The sequence below is a fragment of the Halosimplex litoreum genome (assembly GCF_016065055.1).
Classification (GTDB): Archaea; Halobacteriota; Halobacteria; order Halobacteriales; family Haloarculaceae; genus Halosimplex; species Halosimplex litoreum.
Genome location: NZ_CP065856.1, coordinates 3,043,639 through 3,058,766 on the forward strand (window position 1 = coordinate 3,043,639; position 15,128 = coordinate 3,058,766).

13 protein-coding genes are annotated in these 15,128 nt (G+C 69.6%); 4 read left to right on the forward strand and 9 right to left on the reverse strand.

The features are described from left to right. Positions 1-46: 46 nt before the first annotated feature. From I7X12_RS15090 to I7X12_RS15110, 5 genes are all read right to left on the reverse strand, one after another. Positions 47-3,091, reverse strand: coding sequence for a PAS domain S-box protein (locus tag I7X12_RS15090; protein ID WP_198060879.1), 3,045 nt, complete (start codon positions 3,089-3,091; stop codon positions 47-49). Between the two features lie 136 nt (positions 3,092-3,227). Continuing rightward, positions 3,228-4,697: an aminomethyl-transferring glycine dehydrogenase subunit GcvPB gene (gene gcvPB / locus I7X12_RS15095; protein ID WP_198060880.1), complete on the reverse strand. Its 1,470-nt coding sequence runs from the start codon at positions 4,695-4,697 to the stop codon at positions 3,228-3,230. Position 4,698: 1 nt separating this feature from the next. After that, positions 4,699-6,030: an aminomethyl-transferring glycine dehydrogenase subunit GcvPA gene (gene gcvPA / locus I7X12_RS15100; protein WP_198060881.1), complete on the reverse strand. Its 1,332-nt coding sequence runs from the start codon at positions 6,028-6,030 to the stop codon at positions 4,699-4,701. Between the two features lie 133 nt (positions 6,031-6,163). Then, complete coding sequence (locus I7X12_RS15105) at positions 6,164-7,120, reverse strand: NAD-dependent epimerase/dehydratase family protein (RefSeq protein ID WP_198060882.1); 957 nt, start codon at positions 7,118-7,120, stop codon at positions 6,164-6,166. A 168-nt stretch (positions 7,121-7,288) separates the two neighbouring features. Beyond that, entirely contained in the window at positions 7,289-8,560 is a 1,272-nt protein-coding gene (locus I7X12_RS15110) for an AGE family epimerase/isomerase (RefSeq protein ID WP_198060883.1), read from the reverse strand. A 145-nt stretch (positions 8,561-8,705) separates the two neighbouring features. On the opposite strand from I7X12_RS15110, the gene I7X12_RS15115 reads away from it, so the two are divergent. Further along, complete coding sequence (locus I7X12_RS15115) at positions 8,706-9,668, forward strand: C-terminal binding protein (protein ID WP_198060884.1); 963 nt, start codon at positions 8,706-8,708, stop codon at positions 9,666-9,668. A 67-nt stretch (positions 9,669-9,735) separates the two neighbouring features. On the opposite strand, the gene I7X12_RS15120 is transcribed toward I7X12_RS15115, so the two are convergent. Then, positions 9,736-10,044: an Hsp20/alpha crystallin family protein gene (locus I7X12_RS15120; protein ID WP_198060885.1), complete on the reverse strand. Its 309-nt coding sequence runs from the start codon at positions 10,042-10,044 to the stop codon at positions 9,736-9,738. Between the two features lie 145 nt (positions 10,045-10,189). On the opposite strand from I7X12_RS15120, the gene I7X12_RS15125 reads away from it, so the two are divergent. The 3 genes from I7X12_RS15125 to I7X12_RS15135 all read left to right on the forward strand — a co-directional run bounded on the left by I7X12_RS15125 (position 10,190) and on the right by I7X12_RS15135 (position 13,052). Then, positions 10,190-10,999: a TetR/AcrR family transcriptional regulator gene (locus I7X12_RS15125; protein ID WP_232342864.1), complete on the forward strand. Its 810-nt coding sequence runs from the start codon at positions 10,190-10,192 to the stop codon at positions 10,997-10,999. Next, on the forward strand, positions 10,999-12,579 hold the full coding sequence (locus tag I7X12_RS15130) for an MATE family efflux transporter (RefSeq protein WP_198060886.1): 1,581 nt from the start codon (positions 10,999-11,001) through the stop codon (positions 12,577-12,579). The genes I7X12_RS15125 and I7X12_RS15130 overlap by 1 nt, the downstream gene beginning before the upstream one ends. An 86-nt stretch (positions 12,580-12,665) precedes the next feature. After that, positions 12,666-13,052 (forward strand): hypothetical protein, encoded by a 387-nt coding sequence (locus tag I7X12_RS15135; RefSeq protein WP_198060887.1) that lies wholly within the window; start codon positions 12,666-12,668, stop codon positions 13,050-13,052. 52 nt (positions 13,053-13,104) lie between these two features. On the opposite strand, the gene queC is transcribed toward I7X12_RS15135, so the two are convergent. From queC to I7X12_RS15150, 3 genes are read right to left on the reverse strand one after another with little or no spacing between them, the layout of a single operon-like run. Beyond that, positions 13,105-13,803, reverse strand: a complete 699-nt coding sequence (gene queC / locus I7X12_RS15140; protein WP_198060888.1) for a 7-cyano-7-deazaguanine synthase QueC — start codon at positions 13,801-13,803, stop codon at positions 13,105-13,107. 33 nt (positions 13,804-13,836) lie between these two features. Next, entirely contained in the window at positions 13,837-14,628 is a 792-nt protein-coding gene (locus I7X12_RS15145) for a 7-carboxy-7-deazaguanine synthase QueE (RefSeq protein WP_198060889.1), read from the reverse strand. Continuing rightward, entirely contained in the window at positions 14,628-15,077 is a 450-nt protein-coding gene (locus tag I7X12_RS15150; protein WP_198060890.1) for a 6-pyruvoyl trahydropterin synthase family protein, read from the reverse strand. Before I7X12_RS15150 ends, I7X12_RS15145 begins: the two co-directional genes overlap by 1 nt. Positions 15,078-15,128 lie beyond the last annotated feature (51 nt).

Genomic DNA, 15,128 nt, shown 5'->3' on the forward strand with positions numbered 1-15,128 from the left:
ACCGGTCGCTTTTCCTACCGAGACCGTCCGATAGCGGCGTCCGTGGTCAGCCGTCGGTCGCCTCCGTCTCGGCTGGCGTCAGCGAGAGGACGACGGCGGTGCCACCGAGGTCGCTCTCCTCGAAGCGCAGGCGGCCGCCACAGGAGTCGGCGACCCAGCGGACGATCCAGAGGCCGAGCCCGCTGCCGTGTTCGAGCTGGGTGATCTCCGTCGACTCGTCGACGACGGTCCGCTCGTAGTCGGGGATGCCGGGACCGTCGTCGTCGACGCGGAGTTCGACGCGCCCCTGCCGGCGCTCGGTCTCCACGCGGACGCGGACGCGTTCGCCGCCGTACTCGACGCTGTTTTCGAGCAGTTCCGTCAGCGCGAGCTCGATCCGGCCGTCGCCGACGACCCGCGCGTCGTCCACGTCGGTCTCGATCCGGGCGTCGGCGTGGTCACCGCGGTACTCCGAGACGACGGCGTCGACCACGGACTCGACGCCGATCTCGTGGTCGCGGAGCGACCCCTCGCGCATCGTGCGGTCGAGCGAGCGAGCGCGGTCGCCCAGCGAGGCCACGTCCGAAGCGGTGTCGATGAGCGTCTCGGCCCACTCGCCGACCGTCTCGTCGTCGACCCGTCCCGCGATCATCTCCGCGTAGCCCAGCACCACGTTGAGGTCGTTGCGGAGGTTGTGCCGGAGGACGCGGTTGAGCACCTGTAGTCGCCGCTCGCGCTCTTTCTGGTCGGTGATGTCCGTGTAGATGCCGAAGCTGTTGATCTCCTCGTCGCCGGTGTCGTAGGGGATCCCCCGGAAGAGGAAGTCGCGGTACCCGTCGGCGGTCTGCCGGCGGACCTCGCTCTGGACGGTCTCGCCCTCGGCGGCCTGTCGGTCGAGGTTGCGGCCGCTCTCGTACTCGTCGTTCGGGAGGACGAACTGGTTGAGCGACTCGCCGGTGATCGTCGCCGCGTCGTAGCCGAACACGTCGGTGAAGGCGTCGTTGACCGCGGTCACGACGGGCTCGCCGTCGGTGTGGGTGGCCTCGACGACGGCGTCCGGGAGGTTGTCGAAGAGGTATGTGAACCGGTCGCGCTGGGTCTCCAGTCGCTGGCGGGTCTCGTTCAGTTCCGTCCGGTCGCGGACCACGCCGACGGTGCCGGCGGTCTCCTCGCCGGGGAGCGGCGACACCTCTATCTCCGCCGGGAGCGACGCGCCGTCGACCCGTTCGAAGTTCGCCTCCAGCACGCGGCTCTCGGTTCCGTCGCTCACCTCGCCGACGGCCGCGTCGAGCGGGCCGGCGTCGGCGAGCACCGCGGCGACCGGTCGGCCGACCAGGTCCGAGCGCGCGACGCCGAGCCAGGTCGCGAGCGGCTCGGTCACCAGCGAGAAGCGCCCCTCGTCGTCTGCGACGTACACCATGTCCTGGACGTTCTCGAGGACGGTCCGGTAGCGGACGAGTTCGTCCTCGTAGGCGACGCGTTCGAGCGCGACCGCCGCGTTCGACGCGAGGATCTCGGCCAGCTCCCGTGCGCGCTCGTCGAAGGCGCCCGGTTCGGTCACACCGATGCTCACGGCCCCCTGGTCGCCCAGCGGGACGTACAGCGTCTCGACGGCGTCGCCGGGCATCTCAGACGGCGCGATCGCGACGTTCGATGGTGCGTGGCGGATCTCGCCCGACTCGAAGGCGCGCCCGGGGCCACCCTCGCCGACCGCGTAGTCCGGCCGGTCGTCGACCGCGACCGCGTCGCTGTCGGAGGCCGCGAGCGGGACGAGCCGGTCGCGCTCGGCGTCGTACAGTCGGACGACGTTCATGTCGAACCCCAGCGTGTGCGCGACGGCGTCGACGACGATCTCGCCGACCTGCTCGACGCTGTGGGCGCCTAGCAACGCTCGCGAGGTGTCGAGTAGCTCGGCGAATCGCTCGCGGGCCGCGCGAAGCTGGCGCTCGCGTTCCTTCCGGTCGGTGATGTCGCGGATGACGCCCGCGGTCCCGGCGAACTCGCCCTCTTCGTCGGACAGCATCACCATGTGGTCCTCGGCGTCGATCGGCTCCCCCGACTTCGGAAACAGGTCCACGTCGAAGGTCGTCTCGACGACGTTACCGTGGATGAGGTCCCGGAGCTTGTTCTCCGCGCGCTGGACCGTCTGTTCGTCCTTGACGATCGAGGTGTGTTCGCCGAGCAGTTCCTCGCGCTCGTAGCCGGTCAGCTCGACCAGCGCGTCGTTGACCACCTCGAAACAGCCCTCGTCGTCGAGCGCGTAGACGCCGTCGTCGACCGCTTCGATGATCGACTCGTAGCGCTCGAGCTCGCGGGTCCGCTCGCGCTTGTCGGTCACGTCCCGGAGCACGCCCGCGACGCCGACCACCTCGCCGTCCTCTTCGACGGCCGTCAGGTGGTCTTCCGCCGGGAACGGCTCGCCGTCGTCGGGGACGATCGTCGTCTCGACGGTCTCGGCCGCCGTCTCGCCACGGACCACGCGACGGACCGCCGGAAAGGCCCGGTCGGCGGCTGCCTCCGTCGTGATAGTCGAGACGTGCTCGCCGATCAGCGCATCGGCGTCGCGGCCGACCATCGCCGCCAGCGACTCGTTGACGATGGCGAAGTTCCCCTCCAGATCGATGACGTACAGCCCGTCGTTGACGGCGTCGAGCGCCGCCGCCGTCTCTTCGAGGGCCGCTCGGGAGACGGCGGCGCCCTCCCCCGCGGGCTCCGGCTCGTCGTCGGTCGTATCGGGCCCCGCTTCCAGATGCGCCCGGACGCGCTCGCTCAGCGGCTCGTCGACCGTCGTCCGCGGGACGTACTCGGTGACGCCGAGCCGCGTCGCCGCGGCGGCCAGCTCGCCGTCGGGCTCCTCGGAGGTCAGCAGGACCGGGCGGTCGTAGCCGAACTCGCGGACGCCGGCGAGCGCGTCGAGCGGGTCGACCGTCGTCTCGCCGTCCCCGGTCCCGTCGCCCTGTTCGACGACGACACAGCGCACGTCCTCCCCACCGATGGTCAACAGGGCCGCCCGCGTCGACGCGGTCGGGACTACCTCCCACCCGTCGGCTTCGAGGTCGTCGACCCAGGGCGAGTCGCGATTCGGACCGACCGCCAGCACCGTCGCTCCCATTCGTGACCCAAAGCAACGAAAGCCGCCCATATATCCGCTTCCCCCCGATTATCGAAACTGAGGCGCGAGTCGCGAGCGACGGAGCCGTCCGGCCGGCCGCGCCGCGTAGAACGCAGGCGTGGGGTGCGACCGCGACTCACTCCTCCAGTGCGTGCCAGGAGAGGCGCGGTTCGCGGGCGGCGCTCACCTGGTCGATCCGTCGGGCCGCCGTCCGCTCGGGGGCGGCGTCGAGCGTCGCGTCGTCCTCGGCGGCGACCGCGTCGAACGCGGCGGCCAGGTCGTCCAGCGACCCCTTCCCCTCGGCCTCGGTCGGCTCGGTCATCAGCGCCTCGTCGACGATCTCCGGCCACTTCGTCGTCGGCGGGTGGACGCCGTAATCGAGCATCCGCTTGGCCGCGTCGGCCGCGTCCTGCTCGCCCGCGCTCGCGACGAACTCGTGGTGGAACGGCCCGTAGGGAACTTCGTAGTCGATCCGACTCGCGAGATAGTTGGCGTTCAGGACGGCGCGCGCGCTGGCGTCGGCCAGCCCCGCGTCGCCCAACCGTGCGATGTAGGCGAACGCGCGCACGAGCACGAGCCAGTTGCCCGAGAAGCCGTGGACCTTGCCGATCGACCGCTCGGGCTCGTAGCGCTCGTACCCGCTGCCGTCCGCTTGCTGGCGGACGTGTGGTGTCGGGAGGAACGCGGCGAGTTCCTCGGTGACGCCGACGGGGCCGGCGCCGGGACCGCCGCCGCCGTGGGGCGTCGCGAACGTCTTGTGGACGTTGTAGTGCATCACGTCGAAGCCCATGTCGCCCGGTCGGGCCCGGCCGAGCAGGGCGTTGAGGTTCGCGCCGTCGTAGTACAGCAGGCCGCCGGCGTCGTGGACGATCTCGGCGATCTCCTCGATGTCGCGCTCGAACAGCCCGAGCGTGTTGGGGTTGGTGAGCATCAGCGCCGCGGTGTCCTCGCCCACGGCGGCCTCCAGGGCCCCGATGTCGACGCGGCCGTCCTCGGCGCTGGGGAGTTCGACCACGTCGAACCCCGCCATCGCCGCCGTCGCGAAGTTCGTCCCGTGGGCGCTATCGGGGATGACGACCTCCGTCCGGTCGTCGCCGTTGGCTTCGTGGTAGGCGGCGGCGATCCGGATGCCGGTGAACTCCCCCGCGGCGCCCGCGGGCGGCTGGAGCGTCACCGCGTCCATCCCGCCGATCCGGCCGAGGTAGCCCTGGAGTTCGGCCTGTAGCTCCAGCGTGCCCTGGACGCTCGTCGCCGAGCGGTCGGGGTGGACCGCCGCCGCGGGCAGCGCCGCAACCCGCTCGGTGAACTTGGGGTTGTACTTCATCGTACACGACCCCAGCGGGAACGGCCCGCTGTCGACCCCGTAGTTCATCCCCGAGAGTCTCGTGTAGTGGCGAGCGAGCTCGGGCTCGGACAGATCCGGCAGCTCCAGCGAGTCGCGCGTCAGGTCGTCGGGCAGCGGCGCGTCGTCGCCGACCGCGACCTCGGTCGAGTCCTTCTCGGCCAGCAGCGGTTCGTACTGGCCGTCGTCGGTCCAGCGGGCCTGGTCGTAGCGCGTCCCCGCCTCTGGGGCGTGGTCGTCGGTGGCGTCGCGGTCCTCGCTCATCTCAGGCCACCTCCGCCATCGCGTCGACGAACCGGTCGATCGCCGGTTCGTTCGCATCGGTCACGCAGACCTGGATCCGGTGTTCGCCGACGACGTGGACGGCGAACCCCTCCGATTCGAGGTCGCTCGCTACCGCCGCGGCCGGCTGGTCGGTGTGGGCCTGGAACTCGCGGAAGTGGTGGCGGTCGTTCACCGGCGCCTGCAGGCCCGATACTTCGTCCAGTCGGGTGGCCAGGTCCCGGGCGAGGCTCACGCAGTCCTCGGCGAGACCCACCAGGCCGTCGGGACCCAGCGTCGCGACGTGGACCGCGGTCCGCAGCGCCATCAGCGCCTGGTTCGTGCAGATGTTGCTCGTCGCTCGTTCCTTCCTGATGTGCTGTTCGCGGGTCTGTAGCGTCAGCGTGAACGCTCGCCGGTCCGTGGCGTCCGAACCGATCCCCACGAGCCGGCCGGGGACCTGCCGGAGGTACTCCGCCCGGGTGGCGAAGAGTCCGGTGCCCATGCCGTAGGCGGTGCCGGCACCCAGGGCGCTCGCCTCGCCGACGACTACGTCGGCACCCACGTCCGCGGGCCGCTCAAGCAGCGCGAGCGCGACCGGGTCCGACCCCAGAACGAACAGCGCGTCGTGGTCGTCTGCGAGCTCGCCCACCGCACCGAGGTCGGGCTCGATGGCGCCGCAGACCGTCGGGGTCTCGGCGTACACCATCGCGGCGTCGTCGTCGAGCGCGTCGGCCAGCCCGTCGACGTCGACGGTCCCCTCGGCGGTCGGGTAGGTCTCGACCGAGAGGTCGGGGCCGTCGGCGTAGGCCGCGAGCACTTCGCGTTTGCCCTCGCGTAACTGGTCGGGCACCAGGATTCGCTCGCCCGACACCGACCGGACCCGCTGAGAGAGCGTCGCGGCCTCGCCCAGCGCCGTCGCGGCGTCGTACATCGAGCAGTTGGCCACCCCGAGGCCCGTCAGTTCCACGAGCATCGACTGGTACTCGAAGAGCGCTTGAAGGAAGCCCTGGGCGACCTCGGGCTGGTACTGCGTGTAGGAGGTGAGAAACTCCTGGCGGCTCGCCAGGTCGTCGACCAGCGCCGGGACGTAGTGGTCGTAGTGGCCCCGGCCCATGAACTCCGTTAGCTCGTCGTTGCGTCCCAGCGTTCGTTCGACCAGCCGCCGCGCGTCGCGCTCGCTGCGCGGTTCGACGCCGAGCTCGCCGTCGAAGCGGACCGAATCGGGGATGTCGAACAGGTCTTCGACACCCTCGACGCCGATCGCGTCGAGCATCGCCGCGGTGTCGTCGGTGTCGCCTGGCGCGTACGGGCTCCCGCGCCTCTGTCGTGTCATGCGTGTCCCTCGCGTGTCATAGTAGACTCCCGTCGGGAGATAGCGATACTATCGGACGCTCGCACATGAGCCTCCCGTTTCGGCCGCTCGGTGGGTGGCGTCGACCCGCTGGAGACGGGCGCTGACCCGCCGCTCAGTACTCGCTCCGGTACCACGAGAGCGTTCGGTCCAGCGCCTCGGCGTGAGGCGTCGGCTCCGACGCGAAGGCGTCGGCGAACTTCTCGTGGCTGACGACGAAGGGCTCGGCGCGCTGGTAGCGGGTCTCCCGGAGTTCCCCGACCTCCGAGACGGCCAGCCCGAGCAGGCGCGCCAGCCACGCGGGCGTGGCCCGGACCGACGGGTCCGTCCCCGCGACCTCGCCGGCCAGCGCGACGAACTCCCGCGTGGTGAGCGTCTCGGCGTTCGGGACGTGCCACACCTCGCCGAGCGCCCGCTCGCTGGCACCCAGGGTCACGAGCGCTCGCGCGAAGTCGGGGACGTAGGTGTAGGTGTGTGGCTGGTCGGGGTCCCCGAGGTAGTTCACCGTCCCGCCGTCGAGGATCTCGGGACAGAACCGTTCACCGGCGATCGAGGCGGTGACACCCGGGCCGTAGAAGTCGCTGGCGCGCCCGATCGTCGCCCGGACCCGCCCCGACTCGTGGGCGTCCAGTACTGTGTCGGCCATCTCGGCCCGCGTCCGGCCCTTCTCCCCCGTCGCGGCCGCGGGCAGGTCCTCGGTGAGCGGCCCCTCTGTCGGTCCGTACGCGTAGCAGTTGTCGGCCATCACGAACCGGGCGTCTGCGTCCGCCGCGCCGTCGAGTGCTCCCTCTAGCAGCGGCGGGAACTGGTTCGGCCACTCCGCGTAAGGAGGGTTGAGACAGAAATACACGACTGTCGCCCCCTCGCAGACTTCGCGAGCGACTTCGGGATCGGACACGTCGCCAGCGACGGCGTCGACGTCCCCGGCGATCCCGTCGGGCGCGGTTCCCGACCGGTTGACTACCCGCACGTCGGCGCCCCGTTCGAGGAGCGTCCGCGCGACCGGCACCCCGACCTGCCCCGTCCCGAGGACGACGTGGGTCCCCGTCGCGAGGTCCCCGTCGGTTACCATCCGCCTCCCTCCCAGCCGCCGCTCGCTCCGGCCCGATACCCTTCCCTACCGCTCGCGGCCGGCACGACCATCGTCGCAGTGACAGTCTCGACGCGAACGTATCACTCTTCGTGCCGTTTCCACGGGAATTTGCGATCGGTCGGATCGGAATCGCCGGATTGGGGCGGGCTACGACTGCAGTCGCTCCAGCGCCTCGATGCACTCGATCAGCGCGCGGCCGTTGTGGTAGGCGCCCTTGTACATCGCGCCCTTGCGGCCCACGGGTTCCAGGTCCTCGGTCACGCCGGAGTGCCACTCGCCGACCTCGCGGTCGACGTGGTACTCGTCGACGAAGTCGTAGGTCTCGGCGAACACTTCGGCGTAGCGGTCGTCGCCGGTCAACTCGTACATCCGCAGGGCGCTGGTCAGCGCCTCGGCCTGGACCCACCAGGCCTTGATCCGGCTCGTGGCGGGCTCCTCGAAGGGACCGTAGAAGTACAAGCCGCCGTCGTCGTCGTCGTAGCCGTATTCGAGCGAGTAGTCCCACAGCGTCTCGTAGAGGTCGCGGTAGTAGCCCAGCGGGTGGTCCAGCGCGGCGGCGGCGTCCATCGTCAGCCAGACGTTCTCGACGTCGTGGCCGTAGGAGACGATCCGGTAGTTCTCGTCGTCCAGCAGCGGCTGCCAGTCGGGCGCGTACTTGTCGGTACAGGCGCCGAGCTTCTTGCGGACGACGGTGTTGGTGTTGATCGTCAACAGCTCCGAGAGGCGTTTCCCGGCCAGATCGTGGCCGGTGGCCTCGTAGAAGGTCGTAAAGGCCTCCATCAGGTGGAGGTGGGTGTTCATCAGCTTCGTCGTGGGGTCGAGTTCGGCGTCGACGTCCTCCTTGGGTGACCAGTCCGGCTCGATGTTGTCGAGGTAGGTGCCCCCGTCGGTGACCGGCGTCCAGTCGGGTTCGAAGTACTCGACGTAGCCGCCGTGTTCGGCGTCGTAGGCGTGCTCTTCGAAGCGCTCGAACAGGTCGACTGCGGCCTCGCGGGCGGCCTCGTCGTCGCTGGCGCGATAGTACTCGGCGAGACCGTAGAGGACGAACGACTGGCCGTACATGTGCTTGTTCGGCTCGACGAGTTCGCCGTCGCGTTCGACCTGCCAGTAGTAGCCGCCGTGGTCGTCGTCGCGCATCTCGGAGACGAGGAAGTCGAACCCACGCTCGGCGGCGTCGAGCAGTTCGTCGCCGTAGCCGGCGCGGTAGAGCCGCGCGGAGAACCAGAGCATCCGGGCCTGGGTGACGACCATCTTGCGGTCGTCGCCGGCGAACTCGCCCTCGGCGTCGTAGCTGGTGAGAAAGCCGCCGTGTTCGGTGTCGACGGCGCGGGGATACCAGAAGTCGATCACCGTCTCGCGGAGGTTCTCCCGGAGTCGGGGCAGATACGCCTCGGCGAGGTCGGCGGGGTCGCGTGTCATGATCCCGGATTCACTCGGCCGGTACTTGAACGCTCTCAAGGCGGAAGCGAGCGCGGGTGCTACCGGGATCGACGACGACCACGGCCGGCCCCACCGAGCGGGAACGGGCGATGCCCTTTATTCCGTCCTGGTCCCGTGTTCCGGTATGGACGTTGTCGCGAGTGACGACCCGATGATCGACGCCGAACTGCTGGTCGAGCGACTGGACGGGAGCGCGACCGTCACCGTCGCCGAGACCGGAACCGAGGAGGCGGTTCGCGAGGCCGCGAGCGACGCCGACGCGCTGGTCACCGACGTGTCGACGCCGGTGACCGCCGACGTGCTCGAGGCGTGTGCAGACCTGCGGATCGTCGCGCGGGCAGGGGTCGGTATCGACACGATCGACGTGGCCGCCGCGGCCGAGCACGACGTGATCGTGACGAACGTTCCCGAGTACTGCACCGAGGAGGTGGCGACCCACACCGTAGCGCTGTTGCTCGCCTCGCTCCGCTCGCTGGGGCGCTACGACCGCGACGTGAAGGCCGGCGGCTGGGACTGGCGGGTCGGCGGCGAGATCCACCGCCTCTCGGGCCTCACCCTCGGGTTCGTCTCCTACGGCCCCATCGCCCGGCGGATCCGCCAGTTGGTCGAGGGGTTCGGCGTCGATCCCGTCGCCTACGACCCGTACGTCGACGCCGAGGAGATGGCCGTCGACGGGGTGGAGAAGGTCGACTTCGCGGAGCTGCTCGACCGGACGGACCTCCTCTCGGTGAACGCGCCGCTGACCGACGAGACTCGTGACATGGTCGACGCCGCCGCGTTCGAACGGCTGGCCGACCACGCCGTCGTCGCCAACACCGGCCGCGGCGGCGTCGTCGACGAGGTCGCGCTAGCCGACGCGCTCGAAGCGGGCGAGATTTCTGCCGCGGGACTGGACGTGTTCGACGAGGAGCCGCCCGAGGAGTCGCCGCTGTTCGAGCGCGACGACGCGATTTTGGCACCGCACGCCGCCTGGTACTCCGAAGAGGCCCGCGCGGACCTCCACGAGACGGTCGCGGCGAACGTCCGGGCGGCGCTGGCGGGCGAGCGGCCGCCCGACCAGATCGACCCCGACCTAGACTGGGTCTGAGCGCCGGACCGTCGAAGGTCCGATCCCCGACGGCGAGCGCCGAGGTGGCCGCTCGCCGGCGAGCGACCTACCCGTCGACCTCGATCCGCGTGCCGGGCCTGTCGCCGTCGTCGGTGACCGGAAGCCGTACCGTCAGCACGTCGTCGCGGTAGGTCGCCGAGATGTCGTCGCGGTCGACCCGCTGCGGGACCGAGACGTGGCGGTTGAACACGCGGGTCTCGCCCGCTTCGGCCCGGTGTTCAGCCGTGACGTGGAGCCGACCGTCGTGCCAGCGCAGGTCGACGTCGGCGCGGTCGTAGCCCGGCAGGTCGACGTACACCTCGTAGGCGCCCTCGTCTTTGAACAGTTCGACCTCGTGGTCCGGGTGGTGTGTCACGAGTTGCCTCCACTCGAACCGACGGGACCGAACCATTTCAACCGTCGCGACGATTCCCGGCGCGCGGGAGTGACCGTGGGACGCGTTGACTAATCGGTCAGTCAGTTCGGAACGCTTTTGACTGACCGGTCAGTTAAGATCGCTCATGACTGGAGCGACGGACAGCGCCGCGGCCGACGGCTCCACCCCGGAGGCTATCATGGGGGCCACCTACCGGGCGCTGTGCGAACACGGCTACGCGGATCTGACGATGCAGGACATCGCCGACGAATCGGACAAGAGCAAGGCGTCGCTGCACTACCACTACGATACGAAAGAGGAGCTGCTGCTGGCCTTTCTGGACCACCTCTACGACGCGTTCACCGAGGACGTCGGGGAGACCGACGGCGACGACGCCGTCGACCGACTCGTCACGTTCGTCGACGAACTACTCTGCCCGGCCGAGCAGACGGACGAGTCGCGCTCGGAGTCGGGCCGCGACGGGACGAGCGACCGGGAGACGGGTAGCGACGGTCCGAACGACGCCGACGGAGCGGACGAGTTCGAGGAGTTCCAGACGGCGCTGCTGGAGATCAAGGCCCAGGGACCCTACGTCGAGGCCTACCGCGAACAACTGGAGCGGGTCGACGCCTTCGTCCGCGGTCGCGTCCGTGAGATCGTCGCCGACGGGATAGACGAGGGGACGATCCACTCGGACGTGGACCCCGACGACACCGCCGCCTTCGTCGCGACGCTCGTCGACGGTGTGAACACGCGGCGGGTGGCTCTCGGCGAGACCGACGGGAGCGTCCGCGACACCTTCCTCGGGTACGTCCGCGAGAACCTCGTGGCCCCCGACGCCGACGTGGCGGTCGACCTCGTCGGCGATACGGGGTGTGAGGCGGGCGGCGACACCGCCGACGCGGCCGGAGTCGACGGCGACGACGGTCGAGCGACGGCGGGAGGCGACGACTGATGGCCGGCTCGTCGCTCGACCGTCTGGTCGCGGGCGTCCGCAAGCGGGTGAACATGGTGTTCAAGGGCCGCGAGGAGTTCGACCTGACCTCCGGGGGCATCGCGCGGCCGCTGTTTTACCTCTCGATCCCGATCGTCGTCACGAACCTCCTGCAGACGATGTACAACCTGGTCGACACGATCTGGCTCGGCCAGTACTCCACGGAGGCGTTGGCGGCCATCAGCTTCGCGTTCCCGCTGGTCTTTTTCCTCATCTCGCTGGGACTCGGGATCTCGATCGCGGGGTCGATCCTCGTCGCACAGAACGTCGGCGCCGGCGACGAGCGCCAGGCGGAGTTCGCCGCCTCTCAGACCGTCACCTTCGCGATCATCGCGTCGCTCGTCCTCGGGAGCGTGGGCTACTTCGCCGTCGGCGACCTGCTGCAGTTGCTCGGGGCCTCCGACGACGTGTTGCCGGGCGCGACCGCGTACCTCCAGATAATCTCGCTCGGGATGGTGTTCATGTTCGCCTTCTTCGTGTTCATGTCGCTGATGCGCGGCTACGGCGACACCATCACCCCGATGCTCGTCATGTTCGTCACGGTCGTCGTCAACATGGTGCTGGATCCGTTCCTCATCTTCGGCTGGGGGCCGTTCCCCCGTCTGGGCGTCGAGGGCGCCGCCTACGCCACTATCTTCTCGCGAGCGCTCGCGACCGTCATCGGCATGTACATCATGTTCGAGGGCAGTCGGGGCGTGCGGATCCGTCTCGCGGACATGGCGCCCGACCTCACGTACCTCCGCAAACTCCTCCGAGTCGGCATCCCCGCCTCCATCGAGGGGACCGGCAACTCCATCGCGGTCAACCTGATGCTCGTCATCGTCAGCACCTTCCCGACGGTCGTCGTCGCCGCCTACGGCGTCGGCGTCCGGATGTTCTCGGTCATCTTCCTCCCCGCCATCGCCGTCGGCCGCGGCGTCGAGACGATGTCCGGCCAGAACATCGGCGCCGGCGAACAGGAGCGCGCGGCCTCGGCCACTCACTTCGCCGCCCGCGCGATGTTCCTCGTCCTGCTCGTCGTCAGCGCGCTCACCTGGCTCGGCGCCGGCAACATCGTCGCCGTCTTCTCCGACGACCCCGAGGTCGTCGAGGTCGGGACCGTCTTCCTCCGCTACGTCGCCCCCACCTTCGGCTTCACCGGCATCTTCCACTCCTACAAGGGCGGGTTCCGCGGCGCCGGCAAGACGATGACCGCCGCCCTCATCTCCATCGGCATGCTCGGCGCCATCCGCTTGCCCGTGGCGCTCGTCGCCTCCCAGGAGTTGGCCTACCAGGGGTCCTGGCTCGCCGGACTCGTCGCCGCCATCCCCTTCGATCCCCTCGCGGCGCTCGTCGACGCTCCGCTCGCCACGCTGGCCGCCTTCGAGATGGGATACAGGGGGATCTGGGTCGCCTTCGCCGTCTCGAACGTCGCCGGCGCCGCCATCGCCTTCGGCTGGTACATACGGGGCACCTGGCGCGACGCCGACCTCACCGACGATACGACCGGAATGAGCGCCTCGACCGACCCGGAACCCGACCCCGAACCCACCGACGACTGAATCCGGGCGCCTCCCTCCTGCCGACGGTCCGCTCACGCGCGAGAGCTTAAAAGGTATGGCGCCGTACCACCGGGCGAGGCGACCACATGCCGGCGCGTGACCCCTCGTTCGCGATCCCCGGGCGACCGGAGCGCACCTATCCCCGCAGCGGCGGCGTCGAGTACGAGGGCGAGACGGTGTTCGTCCTCACCCCCGCGGCCGACCGCCCGGACTGCGACCTCGAAGCGCTCGTCACGGACGTGCTCGACGCCGAGACGTATCGTTCGGGCGACTTCATGGAGTTGCCCATGCCGCTGTATCTCGTCCGCGACGAGGAGACGGCCGACGTGTTCCGCGTGACGGTCCGCGACGGCGCCGTCCGGTTGCACGTCCTCCCGGAGACCGACTCCGAGGGGCTGCGACGGTTCTACGAGCGACTCCGGGAGCGGTCCGACTACGAGTGGTCGGTGGCCTGCCGGACCGACTTCGGGTGAGCGCCGCCGGCGTGGAGGCCGTGACCGCGTCGCCGTCGCCGAACGACGCCGCTCACCCCTCGAGGTAGTCGGGCCGCTCGTCGTAGTCGATGGGGTCTTCGACGCCGGCTCGCTGGAACGCCTGCAGTCGGAAGGCGCAGGCGTCGCAGGTGCCGCAGGCGGGCGCTTCCTCGCGGTAGCAGCTCCAGGTGATGTCGTAGGGCACGTCGAGTTCGAGCCCGCGCTCGGCGATGTCGGTCTTCGACCACTCGACGAACGGGGCGACGAGTTCGATCTCCGTCTCCGGTTTCGTACCCACGCGCATCACCTGCTGGAAGGCGTCGAAGAATTCGGGACGACAGTCGGGATACCCCGAGAAGTCCTCGCTGTGGGCGCCGATGAACACGGCCGAACAGTCGGTGGCCTCGGCGTAGGAGGTCGCCATCGCGAGCAGGTTCGCGTTCCGGAACGGGACGTAGGAAGTCGGGATCTCCTCGCTGTCGAGGTCGGCGTCGGCGACGTCCATCTCGGCGTCGGTCAGGCTCGACGCCCCGATCGCCGCGAGGTGGCGCGTTTCCACGTGACAGAAGTCGGCGGCGTCGACGTCCCCGGCGAGTGCCTCGGCGCACTCCCGTTCTTTGGTCTCGGTCTCTTGGCCATAGGAGGTGTGGAAGAAGTACGGCTCGTAGCCCCTGTCCATCGCCTCGTAGACCGCGGTTGCGCTGTCCATCCCGCCCGATACCAGAATCACGGCTCGGTCGTTGTCGGTCATGTTTGAATCGTCGTGCGGTCGCAATTATTCAGTTCAGGTCCCCGGCGCGTCGTTCCACAGGTCGACGTGTAGCCGCGGCGTGTACCGATAGCCGTACGCCGCCGCCAGTTCGGCCACCGTCTCGCGCGTCTCGTCGAGGCGCTCGCGGGTCTGTCCCTCCGGCATCAACAGCACGTCCGAGTCCGCGACGGTCGCGGTCGCCGCCGCGCGCACCCGCTCGACCAGGCGCTCGATCTCCGCCACGTCGTCGCGGTCGGTGACGACGAACTTCAACTGGGTCTCGTAGGCGTCGACCAGTCGCGCGAGCGCCTCGATATCGACCCGCCGGTCCTCGTGGCGGTCGGCCCACTCGCCGTCGCCTTTCGGGTCGCGCTCTGCGGTCGGCGTGCTGCTCGCCAGTTTCGGACTGACGCTCGCCAGGTCGATCGGCGCGTCGCGGTAGACCGTCCCGTTCGTCTCGACGGTAGTGTGATACCCCGCCGCGTCGAGCCGTTCGAGCAGATCGACCACCTCGTCGTGGATCATCGGTTCGCCCCCGGTCACCACGACGTGGTCGGCGCGGCCGTGGTCGGTCCGGGCGCGCTCGGCGACCGCGTCGACGACCTCGTCGACCCCCATCCAGGCGTGGGTCGGCTCCCAGGAGGTGTGATAGGAGTCACAGAACCAACAGCGGAGGTTACAGCCGCTCGTTCGGACGAACACGCTCGGGACGCCAGCGAGTTTTCCCTCTCCCTGCAGCGAGTGGAACAGCTCGTTGACCGGCAGCGCCTCCTCGGCGTCGGCGGGGCGGTCGGCTGCCCCCTCGACCGCGTCGTTCACCGGCATCAGTACGTTGCACAGAGTTCGCTCGTCTCGCTCACCGCGACGGCCACCTCGGAGACGGTGTCGGGGAACGCCTCGCGCAGCTTCCGTTCGAGGACGACCGCCATCACCTCCGCCGTCGGCGGCCGTTCGAGCACGACCACCGCGTCGCCGTCACCGCTCGCCTCGAACGCCTCGACCAGCGGGTCGCCCCGTTCGAGCAGGAACATGTGGTCCCACTCGAAGATGACTGCAGTAATATCGCCTTTGTCGACGACCCATCCCTCCTCGCGGAGCCGTCCCGTCACCTCGACGCGGATCTCGTAGTTGTGCCCGTGCGGTCGCGAACACTTCCCGTCGTGGTGCCGGAGTCTGTGCCCCGCGCTGATCCGGATCGGTCGGTCGCCGCCGACGACGAGCGTCCGCTCCTCGCTCCCGGCCGCGTCCGATCCGCTTCGCCCCCGTCCAGTCATACTCGGGTATTATCGAAGGTGTACTAAAGTGTGCCCATCGACCCGATCCCG

What these genes read in the sequence shown, in the direction of transcription:
- I7X12_RS15090 (WP_198060879.1), bottom strand. Translation starts at nt 3,091, where the DNA reads ATGGGAGCGACGGTGCTGGCGGTCGGTCCGAATCGCGACTCGCCCTGG.
- gcvPB (WP_198060880.1), bottom strand. Translation starts at nt 4,697, where the DNA reads ATGAGCGAGGACCGCGACGCCACCGACGACCACGCCCCAGAGGCGGGG.
- gcvPA (WP_198060881.1), bottom strand. Translation starts at nt 6,030, where the DNA reads ATGACACGACAGAGGCGCGGGAGCCCGTACGCGCCAGGCGACACCGAC.
- I7X12_RS15105 (WP_198060882.1), bottom strand. Translation starts at nt 7,120, where the DNA reads ATGGTAACCGACGGGGACCTCGCGACGGGGACCCACGTCGTCCTCGGG.
- I7X12_RS15110 (WP_198060883.1), bottom strand. Translation starts at nt 8,560, where the DNA reads ATGACACGCGACCCCGCCGACCTCGCCGAGGCGTATCTGCCCCGACTC.
- I7X12_RS15115 (WP_198060884.1), top strand. Translation starts at nt 8,706, where the DNA reads ATGGACGTTGTCGCGAGTGACGACCCGATGATCGACGCCGAACTGCTG.
- I7X12_RS15125 (WP_232342864.1), top strand. Translation starts at nt 10,190, where the DNA reads ATGACTGGAGCGACGGACAGCGCCGCGGCCGACGGCTCCACCCCGGAG.
- I7X12_RS15130 (WP_198060886.1), top strand. Translation starts at nt 10,999, where the DNA reads ATGGCCGGCTCGTCGCTCGACCGTCTGGTCGCGGGCGTCCGCAAGCGG.
- I7X12_RS15135 (WP_198060887.1), top strand. Translation starts at nt 12,666, where the DNA reads ATGCCGGCGCGTGACCCCTCGTTCGCGATCCCCGGGCGACCGGAGCGC.
- queC (WP_198060888.1), bottom strand. Translation starts at nt 13,803, where the DNA reads ATGACCGACAACGACCGAGCCGTGATTCTGGTATCGGGCGGGATGGAC.
- I7X12_RS15145 (WP_198060889.1), bottom strand. Translation starts at nt 14,628, where the DNA reads ATGCCGGTGAACGACGCGGTCGAGGGGGCAGCCGACCGCCCCGCCGAC.
- I7X12_RS15150 (WP_198060890.1), bottom strand. Translation starts at nt 15,077, where the DNA reads ATGACTGGACGGGGGCGAAGCGGATCGGACGCGGCCGGGAGCGAGGAG.